This is a genomic window from Streptomyces sp. NPDC079167 (assembly GCF_040686735.1).
Taxonomy (GTDB): Bacteria; Actinomycetota; Actinomycetes; order Streptomycetales; family Streptomycetaceae; genus Streptomyces.
On the sequence record NZ_JBFBLO010000005.1, the window covers coordinates 99,105 to 114,145 of the forward strand.

General features: G+C 71.7%; 15 protein-coding genes. 12 read left to right on the forward strand and 3 right to left on the reverse strand.

What is annotated here, in order from left to right; translation table 11 throughout:
- Positions 1–110: 110 nt before the first annotated feature.
- The 11 genes from AB0P41_RS12410 to AB0P41_RS12460 are packed head-to-tail and all read left to right on the forward strand — an operon-like array spanning position 111 to position 10,167.
- Positions 111–1,595 (forward strand): aldehyde dehydrogenase, encoded by a 1,485-nt coding sequence (locus tag AB0P41_RS12410; RefSeq protein ID WP_365931694.1) that lies wholly within the window; start codon positions 111–113, stop codon positions 1,593–1,595.
- Between the two features lie 32 nt (positions 1,596–1,627).
- On the forward strand, positions 1,628–2,605 hold the full coding sequence (locus AB0P41_RS12415; RefSeq protein ID WP_365931696.1) for a VOC family protein: 978 nt from the start codon (positions 1,628–1,630) through the stop codon (positions 2,603–2,605).
- A complete protein-coding gene (locus AB0P41_RS12420; RefSeq protein WP_356707134.1) occupies positions 2,602–3,399 on the forward strand; it encodes an aspartate dehydrogenase domain-containing protein in 798 nt (265 codons plus the stop codon). Before AB0P41_RS12415 ends, AB0P41_RS12420 begins: the two co-directional genes overlap by 4 nt.
- The gene (locus AB0P41_RS12425) at positions 3,396–4,196 is read left to right on the forward strand and encodes an alpha/beta fold hydrolase (protein ID WP_365931698.1); all 801 of its coding nucleotides are present in this window, start codon (positions 3,396–3,398) and stop codon (positions 4,194–4,196) included. Before AB0P41_RS12420 ends, AB0P41_RS12425 begins: the two co-directional genes overlap by 4 nt.
- A gap of 11 nt (positions 4,197–4,207) precedes the next feature.
- Positions 4,208–4,729, forward strand: coding sequence for a cupin domain-containing protein (locus tag AB0P41_RS12430; RefSeq protein ID WP_073749699.1), 522 nt, complete (start codon positions 4,208–4,210; stop codon positions 4,727–4,729).
- Positions 4,722–5,477, forward strand: coding sequence for an SDR family oxidoreductase (locus tag AB0P41_RS12435; RefSeq protein WP_365931700.1), 756 nt, complete (start codon positions 4,722–4,724; stop codon positions 5,475–5,477). Before AB0P41_RS12430 ends, AB0P41_RS12435 begins: the two co-directional genes overlap by 8 nt.
- Before the next feature lie 19 nt (positions 5,478–5,496).
- Positions 5,497–6,285, forward strand: a complete 789-nt coding sequence (locus AB0P41_RS12440) for an SDR family oxidoreductase (RefSeq protein WP_365931702.1) — start codon at positions 5,497–5,499, stop codon at positions 6,283–6,285.
- 10 nt (positions 6,286–6,295) lie between these two features.
- The gene (locus AB0P41_RS12445) at positions 6,296–7,921 is read left to right on the forward strand and encodes a thiamine pyrophosphate-binding protein (RefSeq protein ID WP_356707130.1); all 1,626 of its coding nucleotides are present in this window, start codon (positions 6,296–6,298) and stop codon (positions 7,919–7,921) included.
- Between the two features lie 38 nt (positions 7,922–7,959).
- Positions 7,960–8,895, forward strand: a complete 936-nt coding sequence (locus tag AB0P41_RS12450; RefSeq protein ID WP_356707129.1) for a PDR/VanB family oxidoreductase — start codon at positions 7,960–7,962, stop codon at positions 8,893–8,895.
- 28 nt (positions 8,896–8,923) lie between these two features.
- Positions 8,924–9,148, forward strand: coding sequence for a recombinase-like helix-turn-helix domain-containing protein (locus tag AB0P41_RS12455; protein ID WP_356707128.1), 225 nt, complete (start codon positions 8,924–8,926; stop codon positions 9,146–9,148).
- Between the two features lie 2 nt (positions 9,149–9,150).
- Positions 9,151–10,167 carry an aromatic ring-hydroxylating dioxygenase subunit alpha gene (locus AB0P41_RS12460; protein WP_356707127.1) on the forward strand — a complete coding sequence of 339 codons (1,017 nt, stop codon included), beginning with the start codon at positions 9,151–9,153 and terminating at the stop codon, positions 10,165–10,167.
- A gap of 21 nt (positions 10,168–10,188) precedes the next feature.
- On the opposite strand, the gene AB0P41_RS12465 is transcribed toward AB0P41_RS12460, so the two are convergent.
- Together AB0P41_RS12465 and AB0P41_RS12470 are read right to left on the reverse strand one after the other, a co-directional pair.
- Positions 10,189–10,740 (reverse strand): MarR family winged helix-turn-helix transcriptional regulator, encoded by a 552-nt coding sequence (locus tag AB0P41_RS12465; RefSeq protein ID WP_365931706.1) that lies wholly within the window; start codon positions 10,738–10,740, stop codon positions 10,189–10,191.
- A gap of 38 nt (positions 10,741–10,778) precedes the next feature.
- Complete coding sequence (locus AB0P41_RS12470; protein WP_365931709.1) at positions 10,779–11,726, reverse strand: methionyl-tRNA formyltransferase; 948 nt, start codon at positions 11,724–11,726, stop codon at positions 10,779–10,781.
- 244 nt (positions 11,727–11,970) lie between these two features.
- On the opposite strand from AB0P41_RS12470, the gene AB0P41_RS12475 reads away from it, so the two are divergent.
- Positions 11,971–13,326: a SidA/IucD/PvdA family monooxygenase gene (locus AB0P41_RS12475; protein ID WP_356707124.1), complete on the forward strand. Its 1,356-nt coding sequence runs from the start codon at positions 11,971–11,973 to the stop codon at positions 13,324–13,326.
- A 59-nt stretch (positions 13,327–13,385) separates the two neighbouring features.
- Here AB0P41_RS12475 and AB0P41_RS12480 read toward each other — a convergent pair whose 3' ends face one another.
- Positions 13,386–15,035 (reverse strand): FAD-dependent oxidoreductase, encoded by a 1,650-nt coding sequence (locus AB0P41_RS12480; RefSeq protein WP_365931711.1) that lies wholly within the window; start codon positions 15,033–15,035, stop codon positions 13,386–13,388.
- Positions 15,036–15,041: the final 6 nt, after the last annotated feature.

Genomic DNA, 15,041 nt, shown 5'->3' on the forward strand with positions numbered 1-15,041 from the left:
AAACTTAAGCGCTTAGATTTCTAGCACTTCGGCAGTCCGGTGGCGGTAACCCAACGAGCCTGTCCGCACCCGGAGTCCACCCACTTTCCGCCTCGTCCGGAGGTCCAGCCGTGCTGCAGTTCCCCACCCACATCCTGATCGCGGGCCAGTGGCGGCGCGGTGCGGGCGAGCCCGTCGACACGGTCGACCCGGCGACCGGCCGGGTCCTCGCCACCGTCCACTCCGCCTCGGCGGACGAGGTCGCCGAAGCGGCCGAAGCCGCGGCGCACGCCGTGGCGGAGCCGGCCTGGCGCGACCTGCCCGCCCATGAGCGGGCCCGGCTGCTGCACCGGATCGGCGAGCTCACCGAGCGCGCCGCCGACGAGCTGTCCGCCCTGCAGACCGCCGACACCGGCAAGACCCTCACCGAGACCAGGGCACTCGCGCTCAGCGCGGCAGGCACGTTCCGCTACATGGCGGCCGTCCTGGAGACGGCCGAGGAGTCGGTGACCCCGTCCCGGGGCCCGTACGTCACGGTGAGCACGCACGAGCCCATCGGCGTCGTCGGCGCGATCAACCCCTGGAACTCCCCGGTCGCCAGCGACGCCCAGAAGATCGCCCCCGCTCTCGCCGCCGGCAACGCAGTGATCCTCAAGCCCGCCGCCTGGACCCCTCTGGTCTCCCTGGCACTCGGACGGATCGTCTTCCAGGCGCTCGACGAGTTCCGGCTGCCGGCCGCACTGCTCTCCGTGCTGCCCGGCAGCGGCCGGGTGGTCGGTGACGCCCTCGTGCGCCACCCCCTCGTCGGCCGCATCGGATTCACCGGGGGCACGGAGACCGGGCGGTCCATCGCCGAGACCGCCGCCCGGAAGCTGATCCCCGCCTCACTGGAGCTGGGCGGCAAGTCGCCGACGATCGTGCGCGCCGACGCCGACATCGAACAGGCCCTGGCCGGCGTGCTGTTCGGGATCTTCTCGTCCAGCGGTCAGTCCTGCATCGCCGGATCCCGGCTCTTCGTGGCGCGCGAGATCTACGACTCCTTCGTCGGCCAACTCGTCGAACGCGTACGGAAACTGCGGGTCGGCCCCGGCACCGACCCGGCCACCCAGGTCGGCCCCCTGGTGCACCACCGCCACCGCGACTCCGTCGCCGCCTACGTCGACCTCGCGAGGTCCGAAGGTGCCCGCGTACTGTGCGGCGGATCGGCGCCCGAGGGACAGCTGTACGAGGACGGGGCGTACTACCTGCCCACCGTCCTCGACGGTCTCCCGAACACCTCCCGCACCTGCCAGGAGGAGATCTTCGGCCCGGTCCTCGTCGCCCTGCCCTACGACGACGAGGACGACCTGGTCCGCCAGGCCAACGACTCCGTCTACGGCCTGGCCTGCGGCATCTGGACCCGCGACCTGCGCGCCGCCGGGGCGCTGGCGCGCCGGATCGAGGCCGGAACCGTCTGGATCAACACCTACAAACAGTTCAGCGCCTCCACCCCCTTCAGCGGGTGGAAGGACAGCGGCCTCGGCACGGAGAAGGGCCGCGACGCGATCCGCGCCTACCAGCGCCAGAAGTCCCTGTACTGGGGCATCTCGGACCACCCGCTTCCGTGGGCCAACTGACCCGGCACACCTGCCAGTCCTGGAGGGACCCCATGCACCCCATACCGCCCGGTCCGATCGCCCGGCTCCGCTCGCTCCGCTACGTCGAGCTGCACACCCCGGCCTTCACCGAGGCCGCCGACTTCTACGAGGACGTCTGGGGCCTCGAAACCGTCGAGTCAGACACCGGCGCCCGCTGGCTCCGGGGCACGAGCGACGAGCACCACGTCCTGCACCTGACCGAGCGGGACCGGGTCGGCCTCGGCAGGATCGCCTTCGCCGTCGCCACACCCGCCGAGGTCGACGAGGCGGCGCGCCGCCTCGAAGCACGCTCCCTGGTGCCCGTCACCGGACCCGGCCCGCTGGACCAGGCCGGCGGCGGCTACGGACTGCGCTTCACCGACCCCGAGGGCCGGCTCATCGAGATCAGCGCCCAGGTCGACGCCGTCGTACCGCGCGGCAGGGACGGCGCCGTTCCCGTCGGGGTGACGCACGCCGTGCTCAACACCACCGACATCGACGCCGCGGTCGCCTTCTACTGCGACGTGCTCGGGCTGCGCGTCTCCGACTGGTCCGAGCACCAGATGGCGTTCCTCCGCTGCAACAGCGATCACCACTGCATCGCCTTCAACCAGGCGGAGTGGACCTCGCTCAACCACGTGGCCTACGAGATGACCTCCGTCGACCACTTCATGCGGGGTCTCGGACGGCTGCGCCACCACGGCATCACCCCCCGGTGGGGCCCCGGCCGGCACGGTCCGGGGAACAACACCTTCTCCTACTTCACCGACCCTTCCGGGCTGGTCTGCGAATACACCTCCGAGGTCGCCCAGATCGTCGAGGACGCCTGGATCGCCCGGGTGTGGCGGCGGGTCCCCGAGCTCTCCGACCTGTGGGGGACGGCCGGCGCGCCGTCGAAGGAGATCCGCTGCAGCATGGCCGGCTCCCCGGACCCCGGCCCGCTCGCCACCCCCGGCACCCAGGGCGCCGGCCCGCTGGTGCCCGTAGACGCCCAGGAGGCCACCGCATGAGCACCGTACGCAAGGTAGCCGTCGTCGGCTGGGGCGCCATCGGCCGCGTCGTCGGCACCGCGCTCGCCGAAGGCCGCGTGACCGGCGCCGAGCTGGTCTGCGTCGTCGACAACCGCCCGCTCGGCGAGGCCGCCCCCGTGCGCCAGGCCACCTTCGAGGAGGCCATGGAGGCCTGCGACCTCGTCGTCGAGGCCGCGGGCCAGGGCGTCGTACGCGAATGGGGCGAGCGGGTCCTGGAATCCGGCACCGATCTGCTGATCGCCTCCACCGGCGCGCTCACCGACGACGAGCTGGCGAAACGGCTGCTGGCGGCCGGCCCCGGCCGGGTGTACTTCACGGGTGGCGCGGTCGGCGGGCTCGACCTGCTCCAGGCGGTACGCGCCCTCGGCCCACTCGACGAGGTGCGGCTGACCACCACCAAGCTGCCGTCCACCCTCGAACAGCCCTGGATGGACGAGGAGCTGCTGGGACGCATGCGGACGGCCACGGGCCCGGTCGAGGTCATGTCCGGCACCGCCCGCGACGTCCCCGTGAAATTCCCCAAGTCGACGAACGTGGCCGCCTCGGTCGCGCTGGCCGTCGGCGACCTGGACGCTGTGCGGGTCCAGGTCGTCGCCGACCCGGCGGCGTCCCACACGCGGCATGTGATCGAGGCGTCCGGCGGACACGGCACCTACCGCTTCGAGGTGGCGCACCTGCCCGACCCCGTCAACCCCGCCACCAGCCAGGTGGTGCCGTACGCCGTGCTCCGCAGCCTCGCCGCCCTCGCCGGCCGGACCGGGCAGATCCTGTGAGCGCCGCCGCCGCCACCGCCGCCCACGTCCACGTCGAGGAGGCGGGCGACCACGGACCGCTGCTGCTGTGCCTGCACGGCATCGGCTCGTCCTCGGCCGCCTTCGCCCCCCAGCTCGCCGAACTCTCCGCGTACGTCCGGGTCGTGGCCTGGGACGCCCCCGGTTACGCCAGATCACCCGATCCCACCGGGCCGATGGGCCTCGACGACTACGCCGACGCGGCGGCCGCCCTCATCCGGGAGCGAGCCGCCAGCGCCCACGTCCTCGGCGTCTCCTGGGGCGGGGTGATCGCGCTGCGCCTGGCGACCCGCCACCCGGAGCTCGTCGCCTCACTGATCATCGCCGACTCGAGCCCCGGTTCGGGCACCGACGAGGCCAAGGCCGCCGGCATGCGCGCCAGGGCCGCCGACCTCGCCGAGCTGGGCCCCCGCGCCTTCGCCGAAGCCCGTGGCCCACGGCTCGTGTCGTCCGGCGCGCCCGACGAGCTGGTGCGCCGCGTCGTCGACACCATGGCCGACTCGGTACGCCTGCCGGGGTACGCCTACGCCGCCGAATCCATGGCCTCCGCGGACCTGCGCGCCGAGCTCCCTTCGATCGCCGCCCCCACCCTCGTGCTCTGCGGCGAACAGGACCGGGTCACCGGCACGGAGGCGAGCCAGGCCGTCGCCGGGGCCATCCACAGGACCGCCTACGTGATCGTCAAGGACGCCGGTCACCTGGCCAACCAGGAGCAGCCGGGCCACTTCGACGCCTGGGTGCTCTCCCACCTCCGCATCACCGCGGCAATCCCCGAATAGGAGCCACCACCATGCCCCTGACCACCGACGCGTACGACAACGGCGACGACCTCTCCGCGTACACCGACTCCCTCATCGCCACCAAGGCATCCCGGGTCGCCGACTTCGACACCCTGTCCTTCCAGGAGAAGGCCGGCCCGCAGTTCCGCCGCGGTCAGATCCGCTACGTCGGCTCCGGCGCCACCGGCAACCACGAGAGCGACAGCCGGATCCTCCCCTCCGGCGGCTTCACCTTCTCCAACATGCTGCTGCCGCCCGGCGCCGAGGGACCGGCCCACACCCACCACGACGTCGAGGAGGCCTTCTTCGTCCTTGAGGGCGAGGTCAAGGTCGGCATCCACCGCGGCGCCGACGAGGCCGAGTACCGCACCCTGGGCTACCGCGACATGATCGTCGTCCCCGCCGGTGTGACCCGGTCCCTGAAGAACGAGGGCGACACCGACGCGCTGTTCTGCGTCGTCATCGGCACACAGAAGCCGCAGGTCCCGACCTACCCCGAGTACTCGCCGATGCACGGCGTGACCCGTGGCTGACCAGCCCCCGGCAGGCCGGCGCACCGTCGTCGTCACCGGAGCGGGCCGTGGCCTCGGACTGGCCATGGCCCGCCGGGCGGGCACCGACGGCTTCCGCGTCGTCCTCGCCGAACTGGAACGCGAGCGGGGCGAGCACGCCACGGCGGAACTCCGCGCGGAGGGCATCGACGCCCACTTCGTACGCTGTGACGTCGCCGACCCCGCCTCGGTGGAGGCGCTCGCCGACGCCGTGCGCGAACTGGGCTCGCTCTACGGCCTGGTCAACAACGCCGCGCTCGCCAACGGGGTGGGCGGCAAGGAGTTCCAGGACATCGACGTCGAGGTGTGGGACCGGCTGATGGCGGTCAACGCCCGCAGCCCCTGGCTGGTGTCGAAGGCCCTGTACCCGCTGTTCACGCAGCCGGGCCGGATCGTCAACCTCGCCTCGGACGCCGCCCTGTACGGCTCCCCGCGGCTCGCGCACTACATCGCCTCCAAGGGCGCCGTCATCGCGCTGACCCGTGCCATGGCACGCGAGCTGGGCGAGAAGGGGATCACCGTCAACGCGGTGGCCCCCGGCCTCACCGAGTGCGAGGCGACCGAGACCGTGCCCGCCGAACGGCACGACCTCTACCGCATGAACCGGGCCATCTCCCGCCCGCAGCAGCCGGACGACCTCACCGGGATCGTCTCCTTCCTGCTCGGCGAGGAATCCCGCTATCTGACCGGACAGGTGATCGCCGTCAACGGCGGCTTCACCATGAACTGAAACCCAGGAGACACGAGTTATGGATCTGGGCCTCGCCGACCGCACCATCGTGGTCACCGGCGGCAGCTCGGGCGTCGGCCTGGCCACGGTCCGCGCCCTGCTCGACGAGGGCGCCCGCGTCGCCACCTGCGGCCGCGACGCCGGCCGGCTCGCCGAGGCGGCAGCCGGCCTGGGCGCCGGGAGGGACCGCCTGCTGACCGGCGTCTGCGACGTACGGGACGCCGACGCGGTCCGCGGCTTCGTCCGCCGCGCCGCCGAGGAGTTCGGCGGGATCGACGGACTGGTCAACAACGCCGGACAGTCCCGTATGAAGGGGCTCGACGACTCCACCGCCGAGGACTGGCGCGACGAGCTGGAGCTGAAGTTCGCCGGGGTGCTGAACCCCCTGCAGGCCGCGCGCCCGCACCTCGCCGCATCCGGCGCGGCGAGCGTCGTCAACATCAACGCGGTCCTGGCCAAACAGCCCGAGACCCGCCTGATCACGACGAGCGCGGCACGCGCCGGCATCCTCAACCTCTCCAAGTCCCTCTCCGTCGAGCTCGCACGCGACGGCATCCGGGTCAACTCCGTCTGCCTCGGGCTCGTCGACACCGGCCAGTGGACCCGCCGCCACACGGCCTCTGACTCCGGCCTCTCCTACGAGGAATGGCAGACGGAACTCGCCGAGGACCGGGGCATCGCGCTGGGCCGCCTCGGCCGGGCCGAGGAGGTCGCGTACGCGGTCGTCGCCCTGCTCTCGCCCCGCGCCTCCTACATCACCGGCACCAGCATCGACGTCTGCGGCGGCGTCGGCCGCTCCATCCTCTGAGGAGACCACCATGCGTCACGACAACGGAGGCGATCTTCTCGTCACCGTCCTGCGCGAACTCGGCATCGACACCGTCTTCGGCATCGTCAGCGTCCACAACCTGCCGCTCGTCGAAGCCGTCGACCGCGAGCTGCGCTTCGTGCCCGTGCGGCACGAGGCATCGGCCGTCAACGCCGCCGACGCCTACGGCCGGGCCCGGGGCTCCCTCGGATGCGCCCTGACCTCCACCGGAACCGGCGCGGGCAACGCCGCCGGATCGCTGATCGAGGCGCTCAGCGCGGGCAGCTCCGTGCTGCACGTCACGGGTCAGGTGGAGAGCGAGTTCCTGGGCAGCGGGCGGGGATTCATCCATGAGACCAAGGACCAGCTCGGCATGCTCCAGGCCGTCTCCGCGTACGCCGCGAGCGTCCCGGACGCCGTGCGGGCGGGCCGGATCCTGCGCGAGGCGGCCCGCGCGGCGCTGACCGCGCCCGGCGGCCCCGCGAGCGTGGAGTGGCCGATCGACCTCCAGTACGCCGCCCAGACCGACGAACCCGCCGAACACGCCGAGAGCGCCCCGGTGGCCGCCGCGAAGGACGAACTCGCCGCCGCGGGAGCCCTTCTGGCCTCCGCCCGCCGCCCGCTCGTCTGGACCGGCGGCGGAGCGAACACGGCCCGCGGCGAGCTGGCCCGGCTGCTGGAGGCGACCGGCGCCGGACTGATCACCTCGAACTCCGGCCGGGGCAGCGTCCCCGAGGACCACCCGCAGGTCATCGGGAACTTCGCCACCACACCGGCGGTGCGCGCCCTTCTCGAGGACGCGGACGTCCTCCTGACCGTCGGCACGCACTTCCGGTCGAACGAGACCGCCGACTACACCCTGGAACTCCCCGGGGCCCACATCCAGATCGACGTCGACGCCGCTGCCCTCGGCAGGGTCCATCCGGTCACCCACCCGCTCCACGGGGACGCGGCGGACGCCCTGACAGCCCTGCTGCCGCACGCCGTGACCGCCGAGCCCGGCTGGACGGACCGCGTCGGAGCAGTACGCACCGAGGTGCGCGCGATCCTGCACGACACCATCGGACCGCAGGCAGCGATCTGCGACGCCATCCGCGCCGCGCTTCCCCGCGAGGCTGTCGTCGCCCGCGACGTCACCATCCCCTCCAGCAGCTGGGGCAACCGGCTCCTGGAGATGTACGACCCGAAGGACAACGTCTTCCCGCGCGGCGGAGGCATCGGCCAGGGACTGGGCATGGGCATCGGCGCGGCGCTCGCGCGGCCCGGCACGCCCACCGTCGTGATCGCGGGCGACGGCGGACTCGCCGTCCACCTGGGCGAACTCCTCACCCTCGCCCAGGAACGGCCCCGTCTGACGCTGATCGTCTTCAACGACGGCGGTTACGGAGTTCTGCGCAACATGCAGGACCACCACAGCGAGCGCCGCTCGGGAGTCGACCTCACCACCCCCGACTTCGAGCTCCTGGCCCGCGCCTGCGGCCTGCCGTACGCCCGCATCTCCGCCGAGGAGCACGCGGGCCCGGTGCTCGGTGAAGCCATCGCCTCGGAAGGCCCCACGCTCGTCGAGGTCGACCTCGACGCCCTCGGCCCGATGAAGAACCCGTTCACCCCGCCCGTCAGGATCCCGGGCCAGTAGCCCGGCCGACCGAACCGCCGGCAAGGAGGCAACAGACCATGAGCGAGGATTCGCTGCGGCTGACCGTCCGTCGTATGACCTGGGAGGCCGAGGGCGTCCTGTCCGTCGAACTGACCCATCCCGACGGCAAACCCCTGCCCGCCTGGACCCCCGGCGCGCACCTCGACGTCCACGCCGGCGGCCAGGTCCGCCAGTACAGCCTGTGCGGCGACCCGCACACCCAGGACGTCTACCGCATCGGCGTACTCAACGAGCCCGCCTCGCGGGGCGGTTCACGTTTCGTGCACACCCAGCTGCGGCCGGGCCAGGAGATCACGGTCTCCGAGCCGCGTAACCACTTCGCGTTGGAAGACGTTGACTCCTACGTGTTCGTCGCCGGCGGGATCGGCATCACTCCACTGCTGGCGATGGCCCGGGAGGCCGCCCGCAGGGGAGCCCGGTGGCGCATGGTGTACGGCGGCAGGAGCAGGGCCTCCATGGCGTTCACCGGCGAACTCGACGCACTGGGCGGCGACGTCACGCTCGTCCCGCAGGACGAGCAGGGGCACATCGACCTGGACTCCGCGCTCGCCGGACTGCCCGAGGGCACCCTGGTGTACTCCTGCGGCCCCGAACCCCTGCTCGCGGCCGTCGAACAGCGCTGCCCCGCGGACCGGTTGCGCCTGGAGCGGTTCGCCGCGCCGACGGTGGAACGCACCGGTGACGACGAGGCCTTCGAGGTCGAGTGTCGTACCTCGGGGACGACGCTCACCGTCGGTGCCGGGACCTCCGTCCTGGAGGCCGCCGAGAGCGCCGGACTCACGGTGAACAACTCGTGCCGCGACGGCATCTGCGGTTCCTGCGAGACCCGTGTGCTCGAAGGGATCCCCGACCACCGCGACTTCCTGCTCAGCGAGGCCGAACGGGCCGCGAACACCACGATGATGATCTGCGTCTCGCGGTGCGCCTCCGGCCGGCTCGTCCTCGACCTCTGACACCTTCCCCGCACCCACAGGAGACACCGTGACCGACACCTGGCCCTACCTGGAAGTCCACCAGTCCCGTACGCACGAGCCGACCCCGTACGAGTACAAGCTCGCCGCCACCCTCGAAGAGGTCTACACCCGCGAGGGCCACGAGCTCGCCGACGTCGTGCGCGGGCTCAACGCCCGCCAGGTCCACTCCGCCGACGGCGCCCCGTGGACCGAGGAATCCTTCCGCGCCGAGATGAACCGACTGGGAGCCTGACCATGACGCTGTCGTCCTCCGCCACCGCGGACCACATCTACGCCACCGGTCTGCGCAACCAGTGGCACCCGGTCGTCCCCTCGCACTTCGTGGCCCCCGGGGCGATGCGCAAGGTGACCGTGCTCGGCGAGCAGTGGCTGCTGTTCCGGCGCTCCGACGGCGCCCTGTCGATGCTCGCCGACCGCTGCCCCCACCGTGGTGCACCGCTCTCGCTCGGCAAGCACCTCGGTGACCGGGTCGCCTGCTGGTACCACGGAGTCGAGGTCGAGTCCGACGGCACCGTCTCCTCGGTCCCGGGGCTGCCGGGCTGCAGCCTGGAGGGCAAGAAGCTGGTGACCTCGCTGCCGGTGCGCGAGGTCGCGGGCGCGATCCTCGCCTACTTCGGGGACGAGGAACACCCCGAGCCCGTCGAGCTGACCCTTCCGGAGCCGCTGACCGACTCCGGAGTGGACGCGTTCCTCTGTTATGCGGAGTGGAACTCGCCCTGGCGCTACGACGTGGAGAACCTGCTGGACCCCATGCACGGCGCTTTCCTGCACCACGACTCGCACACCATGTTCGACGGCGACACGACGGCCAAGTTCCGCATCCGGGAGACCGACCGCGGCTACTTCTTCGAGAAGACCGACCAGCGCGGCGTCAACTTCGACTGGGTGGAGCTCTGCCGGACCGGGGTGGACTGGGTCGACCTCTCGATCCCGTACCCGCCGTCCGCCGGCCCCGGTGGCCCGTTCGGCATCGTCGGCATGGTCTGCCCGGTGGACGAGCGCCGCAGCGGTGTCTTCTTCTGGCGCTACCGCCGGGTCGAGGACTGGCAGCGCGCCTCCTGGCGCTTCCTCTACCGGACGCTGATCGAACAGCGCCACTGGGACGTCCTGGAACAGGACCGCGTCATGCTGGAGGCCATGCCGACGGACGCCGACCAGCAGGAGAACCTCTACCAGCACGACCTCGGCGTGGTACGGCTGCGACGCCTCTACCGCGCGGCGGCCGAGGCACAGTCGACGGCCGGAGCCTGAGGGACGCGTCGCGCGGGGTGTTCACCGGGGGACGTCCTCCCCCGGTTCCCGCGGTCCGGCGCCGGTGGCCGTGAGGCCGTCGGCCGCCCGGCCCCGTTCCAGGTGCGCGTGGACGCGGTGCAGCAGCGAGGCGAACAGCTCGCGTTCCCCGGGGCCCAGCGGGGCGAGCAGGTCCGCCTCGGTGGCGGACACCTCGGCGTCGAGCCGTGCCAGCGCGCATCCGCCCGCCGCTGTCAGGGCGACCTCGATCCGGCGGCGGTCCGAGGAACCGCGGGCGCACACGACGTAGCCGGCCGCCTCCAGGTCCGTGACGGTCCTGGTCAGATCGCTCTGGTTCATGTCCAGTCGCGAAGCGAGATCGCCCTTGGACAACGGGCCGGTCTCGTCCAGCATGGCCAGGACGGTCAGATGCCACAGCCGCAGCCCGTGCGCCGTCAGCGTGCCGGTGAGCCTGCGGCGTGCGGCCTTGCCCGCCGCGTACATGAGATAGGCGTTGAGGCTCAGCACGCTCGCCGGCGTCGCTCCCGCGGTCCGGGGACCGTTCGCTGCCCCCGGCACTCTCGGCTCGTGCATGGTTCTTCCTCACATGGTGACGGCCGGCAGGCCGGAGGTCAGGGCCGGCCGGTGAGGTAGCCGCCCATCGACGTGAAGTACTCGGCCGCGGGCAGCTCCTGGCCGTCCTCCGTACGCACCCGGGTGACGGCCAGACCGCGGTTGCGGCCGGTCCGGGCGTCCGCCCCGGCGACGATCACCACTCCGTCGCCCTCGCGGTAGAAGATCCTGCCCGGTGTGCCGCCGTAGCGCCCCTCGGACACGACCGCCGTCACGATCTCCAGACGCCTGCCCTTGTGGTGGGTGAACGCGCTGGGGTACGGCGCGGACTGCGCGCGCACGAGACGCTCCAGGTCCTCGGCCGGCCAGTTCCAGTCGATGCGGATGTCCTCCTCGGCGCGCTTGTGGAAGAAGCTCGCCAGGGACCGGTCCTGCGGGGTGAAGTCCGTACGTCCGGACGCGATGAGGTCGAGTGCCTCCGTGGTGACGGGGGCGATGAGTTCCACGGTCCTGTGGAACAGGTCCGTCGCCGTGTCGGAGGGTCCGACCTCCACGGCGCGCTGCACCACGATGTCGCCGGCGTCGAGCTCGGGGTCCATCATGTGCGCGGTCACGCCCACCTCGCGCTCACCGTTGATCAGCGCCCAGATGAGGGGCGAGAAGCCCGCGTACTTCGGCAGCAGCGAATCGTGCACGTTGAGGGTGCCGTGCCGGGGGAGCCCGTAGATGTGCGGGGGGATCCACGTACGCCAGTTGTTGGCCACGATGATGTCCGGCTCCGCCTCCTTGAGACGGGTGAACAGCTCCTCGTCGTCGGGCCGGTTGCGGATCAGGACGGGCACGCCGTTCTCCTCCGCGAGGTCGGCGACCGAGTCGCTCCAGATCTTCTCGTACGCGTGCTCGCTCCTGGGGTGCGTCACCACCAGCACCACGTCGTGTGCGGAGTCCAGGAGTGCTCGCAGGGTCCGGTGTCCCCAGGTCTGATAACCGAACATGACGACCCGCACAGGTTCCTCCTCGGAATGACGATGAAGCTTAGTAAAGCAAGCCTAACCTAAGCATGCAATGCCTGTCATCGCGGGGTGAGTTGACAGCCACCCCTCCGGACTTCATGCGGATCGCCCTGTCGACAGCGTGCGATGATGAGGTTAGCTTTACCTAAGTTTCATTCCGGCTGCCGCTCAGCCGGTGTGCTCTGTTCCGCTTTCCCCACGTCCGCCAAAGCGGCTGCCCCCGCACGATGGGAGTGACATGTCACAGGCTTCACCCGACGACGCACCACCGGTCCACGACCTCATAGGAATCGGCTTCGGACCGTCCAATGTGGCCATGGCGATAGCGCTCACGGAGCGCAACCAACGCGTCGGCAGGCAGCAGGCCGTCACCGCTCACTTCTTCGAGAAGCAGCCGCGGTTCGGCTGGCACCGCGGGATGCTGATCGACGACGCCACGATGCAGGTGTCCTTCCTCAAGGACCTGGTGACGCTGCGGAACCCGTCGAGCGAGTTCAGCTTCCTCTGCTACCTGCAGAGCCAGGGGCGTCTGGTCGACTTCGTGAACGGCAAGAGCCTCTTCCCGCTGCGGGTCGAGTTCCACGCCTACTTCGAATGGGCCGCCGCCCAGGTGGACGACATGGTGTCCTACGGACACGAGGTCATCGATGTCCGGCCCGTCGTGCACGACGGGGTCGTGGAGTACGTGGACGTGACCTCCCGGTCGGGATCGGAGACCGTGGTCCACCGGGCGCGGAACCTTGTGATCGGCACGGGCCTGCGGCCGCAGATGCCCGACGGGATCAAGCGCACGGACCGCATCTGGCACACCTCCGACCTGCTGGCCCGGGTGGACGGCCTGGACGGGGCCGAACCGCCGTCCCGCTTCGTCGTCGTCGGGGCGGGCCAGAGTGCGGCCGAGAACGTGGCCTATCTGCACCGCCGTTTCCCGCAGGCCGAGGTCTGCGCGGTCTTCTCGCGCTACGGCTACAGCCCCGCCGACGACAGCGGCTTCGCCAACCGGATCTTCGACCCGGACGCGGTCGACGAGTACTTCACCGCCCCGGACGAGACCAAACGCAGGCTGATGGGCTACCACGGCAACACCAACTACGCCGTGGTGGACATCGACCTCATCGACGACCTCTACCGCACCGCGTACCAGGAGAAGGTCCTCGGGACCGAACGGCTGCGCTTCCTCAACGTCTCCCGGGTCGTCGACGCCGTCGAGACCCCCGACACGGTCCGCACCACGGTCGAATCGCTGGTCACCGGCGAACGTACGACCCTGGACGCCGATGTGGTCGTCTACGCCACCGGCTATCTGCCCGCCGACGCGCTCGGCCTGCTCGGCGACATCGCGGAGCACTGCCTGCTCGACGGCCAGGGACGTGTCCGTGTCGAGCGCGACTACCGCGTGGCGACCGATCCCGCACTGCGGTGCGGCGTCTATCTGCAGGGCGGCACGGAGCACACCCACGGCATCACGTCGTCCCTGCTGTCGAACACCGCGATCAGGGTGGGCGAGATTCTCGACTCGGTCGTGGAGCGCGGGCAGAGGGACGCGCCCGGCCGGCCCCACGACGCGGTCGGAGGGGTCGGCGCGCCCCTCTGAGGGGTACGGTCCCACGTCCGCCCGGCCCGCCGGTGAAGCCGGCGGGCCCGGACGGGCGTTCAGCCGGGGATCCGCCGCCGGCCGCCCCGCGCCGCCGCCACGAGCTCCGGCAGCGTTGCCAGCTTGACCCGGGGGCGGCCGTCGCGTCGTCCCAGGGCGCGCTCGGCGCGCTCGATCTCCGCCAGCCCGCGGGCGTCCACGATCCGTCGGTTACGGCGCCGCACGAGGCGCCGGAACGCCTTCTCTCCCTGCGTCGGCGTGGGCAGGGAGCCGCCGACGGCATCGTCGAGCAGGGTGCCCACGGTCTCGGCGGCGCAGGTGCGGTTGGCCCCGATGCCGCCCGAGGGGCCGCGCTTGATCCATCCCACGACGTACGTCCCCGGCCGGCCCGTCACCCGGCCGCCCTCGTGCGGCACGGTGCCCGTCGCCTCGTCGAACGGCAGCCCGGCGACCGGCAGTCCACGCTGACCCACGGCCCGCAGCAGCAGCCCGGCCGGTATCTCCCGGCCGTCGTCGCCGCCGCTCACCCGCACCACGCGGACCTTGCCGTCACCGACCGCCTCCACCGGCGCGGAGTGGAAGCGGAACACGATACGGCGCCCCGCAGGCGGCGGGCGCGACCAGTCCACCTCCTCGCGGGCGACATCCGCCAGCAGCGAGGCCCGCTCACCCGGCTCCGCCGCGTCGATCGCCGTACCGGTCCTCGGGTCGTGGCCGTCGACCACCAGCTCCACACCGGGCAGGTGCTTGAGCGCGAGCAGCTCCGACCTGGTGTACGCCGCGTCCTCGGGCCCCCGCCGCCCGAGCAGCACCACCTCACGCACGGAGCCCGCGCGCAGGGCCTCCAGCGCGTGTCCGGCGATGTCCCCGGCCGCCAGTGCCTCGGGGTCCGAGACCAGGATCCGCGCGGCGTCGAGTGCCACGTTCCCGTTGCCGACCACGACGACCCGCTCCGCGGACAGGTCCACGGCGTCCGGGGCGACCTCGGGGTGGGCGTTGTACCAGGAGACGAACGTCGTCGCGCAGATGCTGCCGGCCAGATCCTCGCCGGGTATCCCGAGCCGGCGGCCGGCCGGCGCCCCGACGGCGTAGATCACCGCGTCGTGGTGTGCGGCGAGCTCCTCCGGGGTGATGTCCCTGCCCACCTCCAGGCCGAGGCACATGCGCACCCTCGGATGCGTGTGGAACCGGGCGAAGGTGTCCCCGGCCTTCTTCGTGGACAGGTGGTCGGGCGCCACACCGTAGCGGATGAGCCCGCCCGCGACCGGCAGCCGGTCGATCAGCGTCACCTCGGCGCCCGTGTGCAGGAGCAGGTCCTCGGCGGCGTACATCCCGGCCGGTCCCGTGCCCACGACCGCGACCCTGAGCGGTCCGAAGTCCGACGGCAGGCTGCGCTCGAAGGACGGCTCCCCCCACACGTGGAAGTTCGGCCCCCCGGGAGCCGGTGCGGGCTCCCGGTCCGCGAAGTACGCCGCGTTGAGCGGACCGTACTCCTGCTGCGAGGAGGGGAGGCTGTCCACCGGGAAGACGGCCTCCACCGGGCACGCGTCGGCGCAGGCACCGCAGTCGATGCAGGACTTCGGGTCGATGTACAGCATCTCCGTCCGGCCGAAGTCCGGTTCCTCCGGGGTCGGGTGGATGCAGTTCACGGGACACACCGAGATACAGGTGGCGTCGCCGCAGCACGTCTGGGTGATGGCGTAGGTCATCTCGTC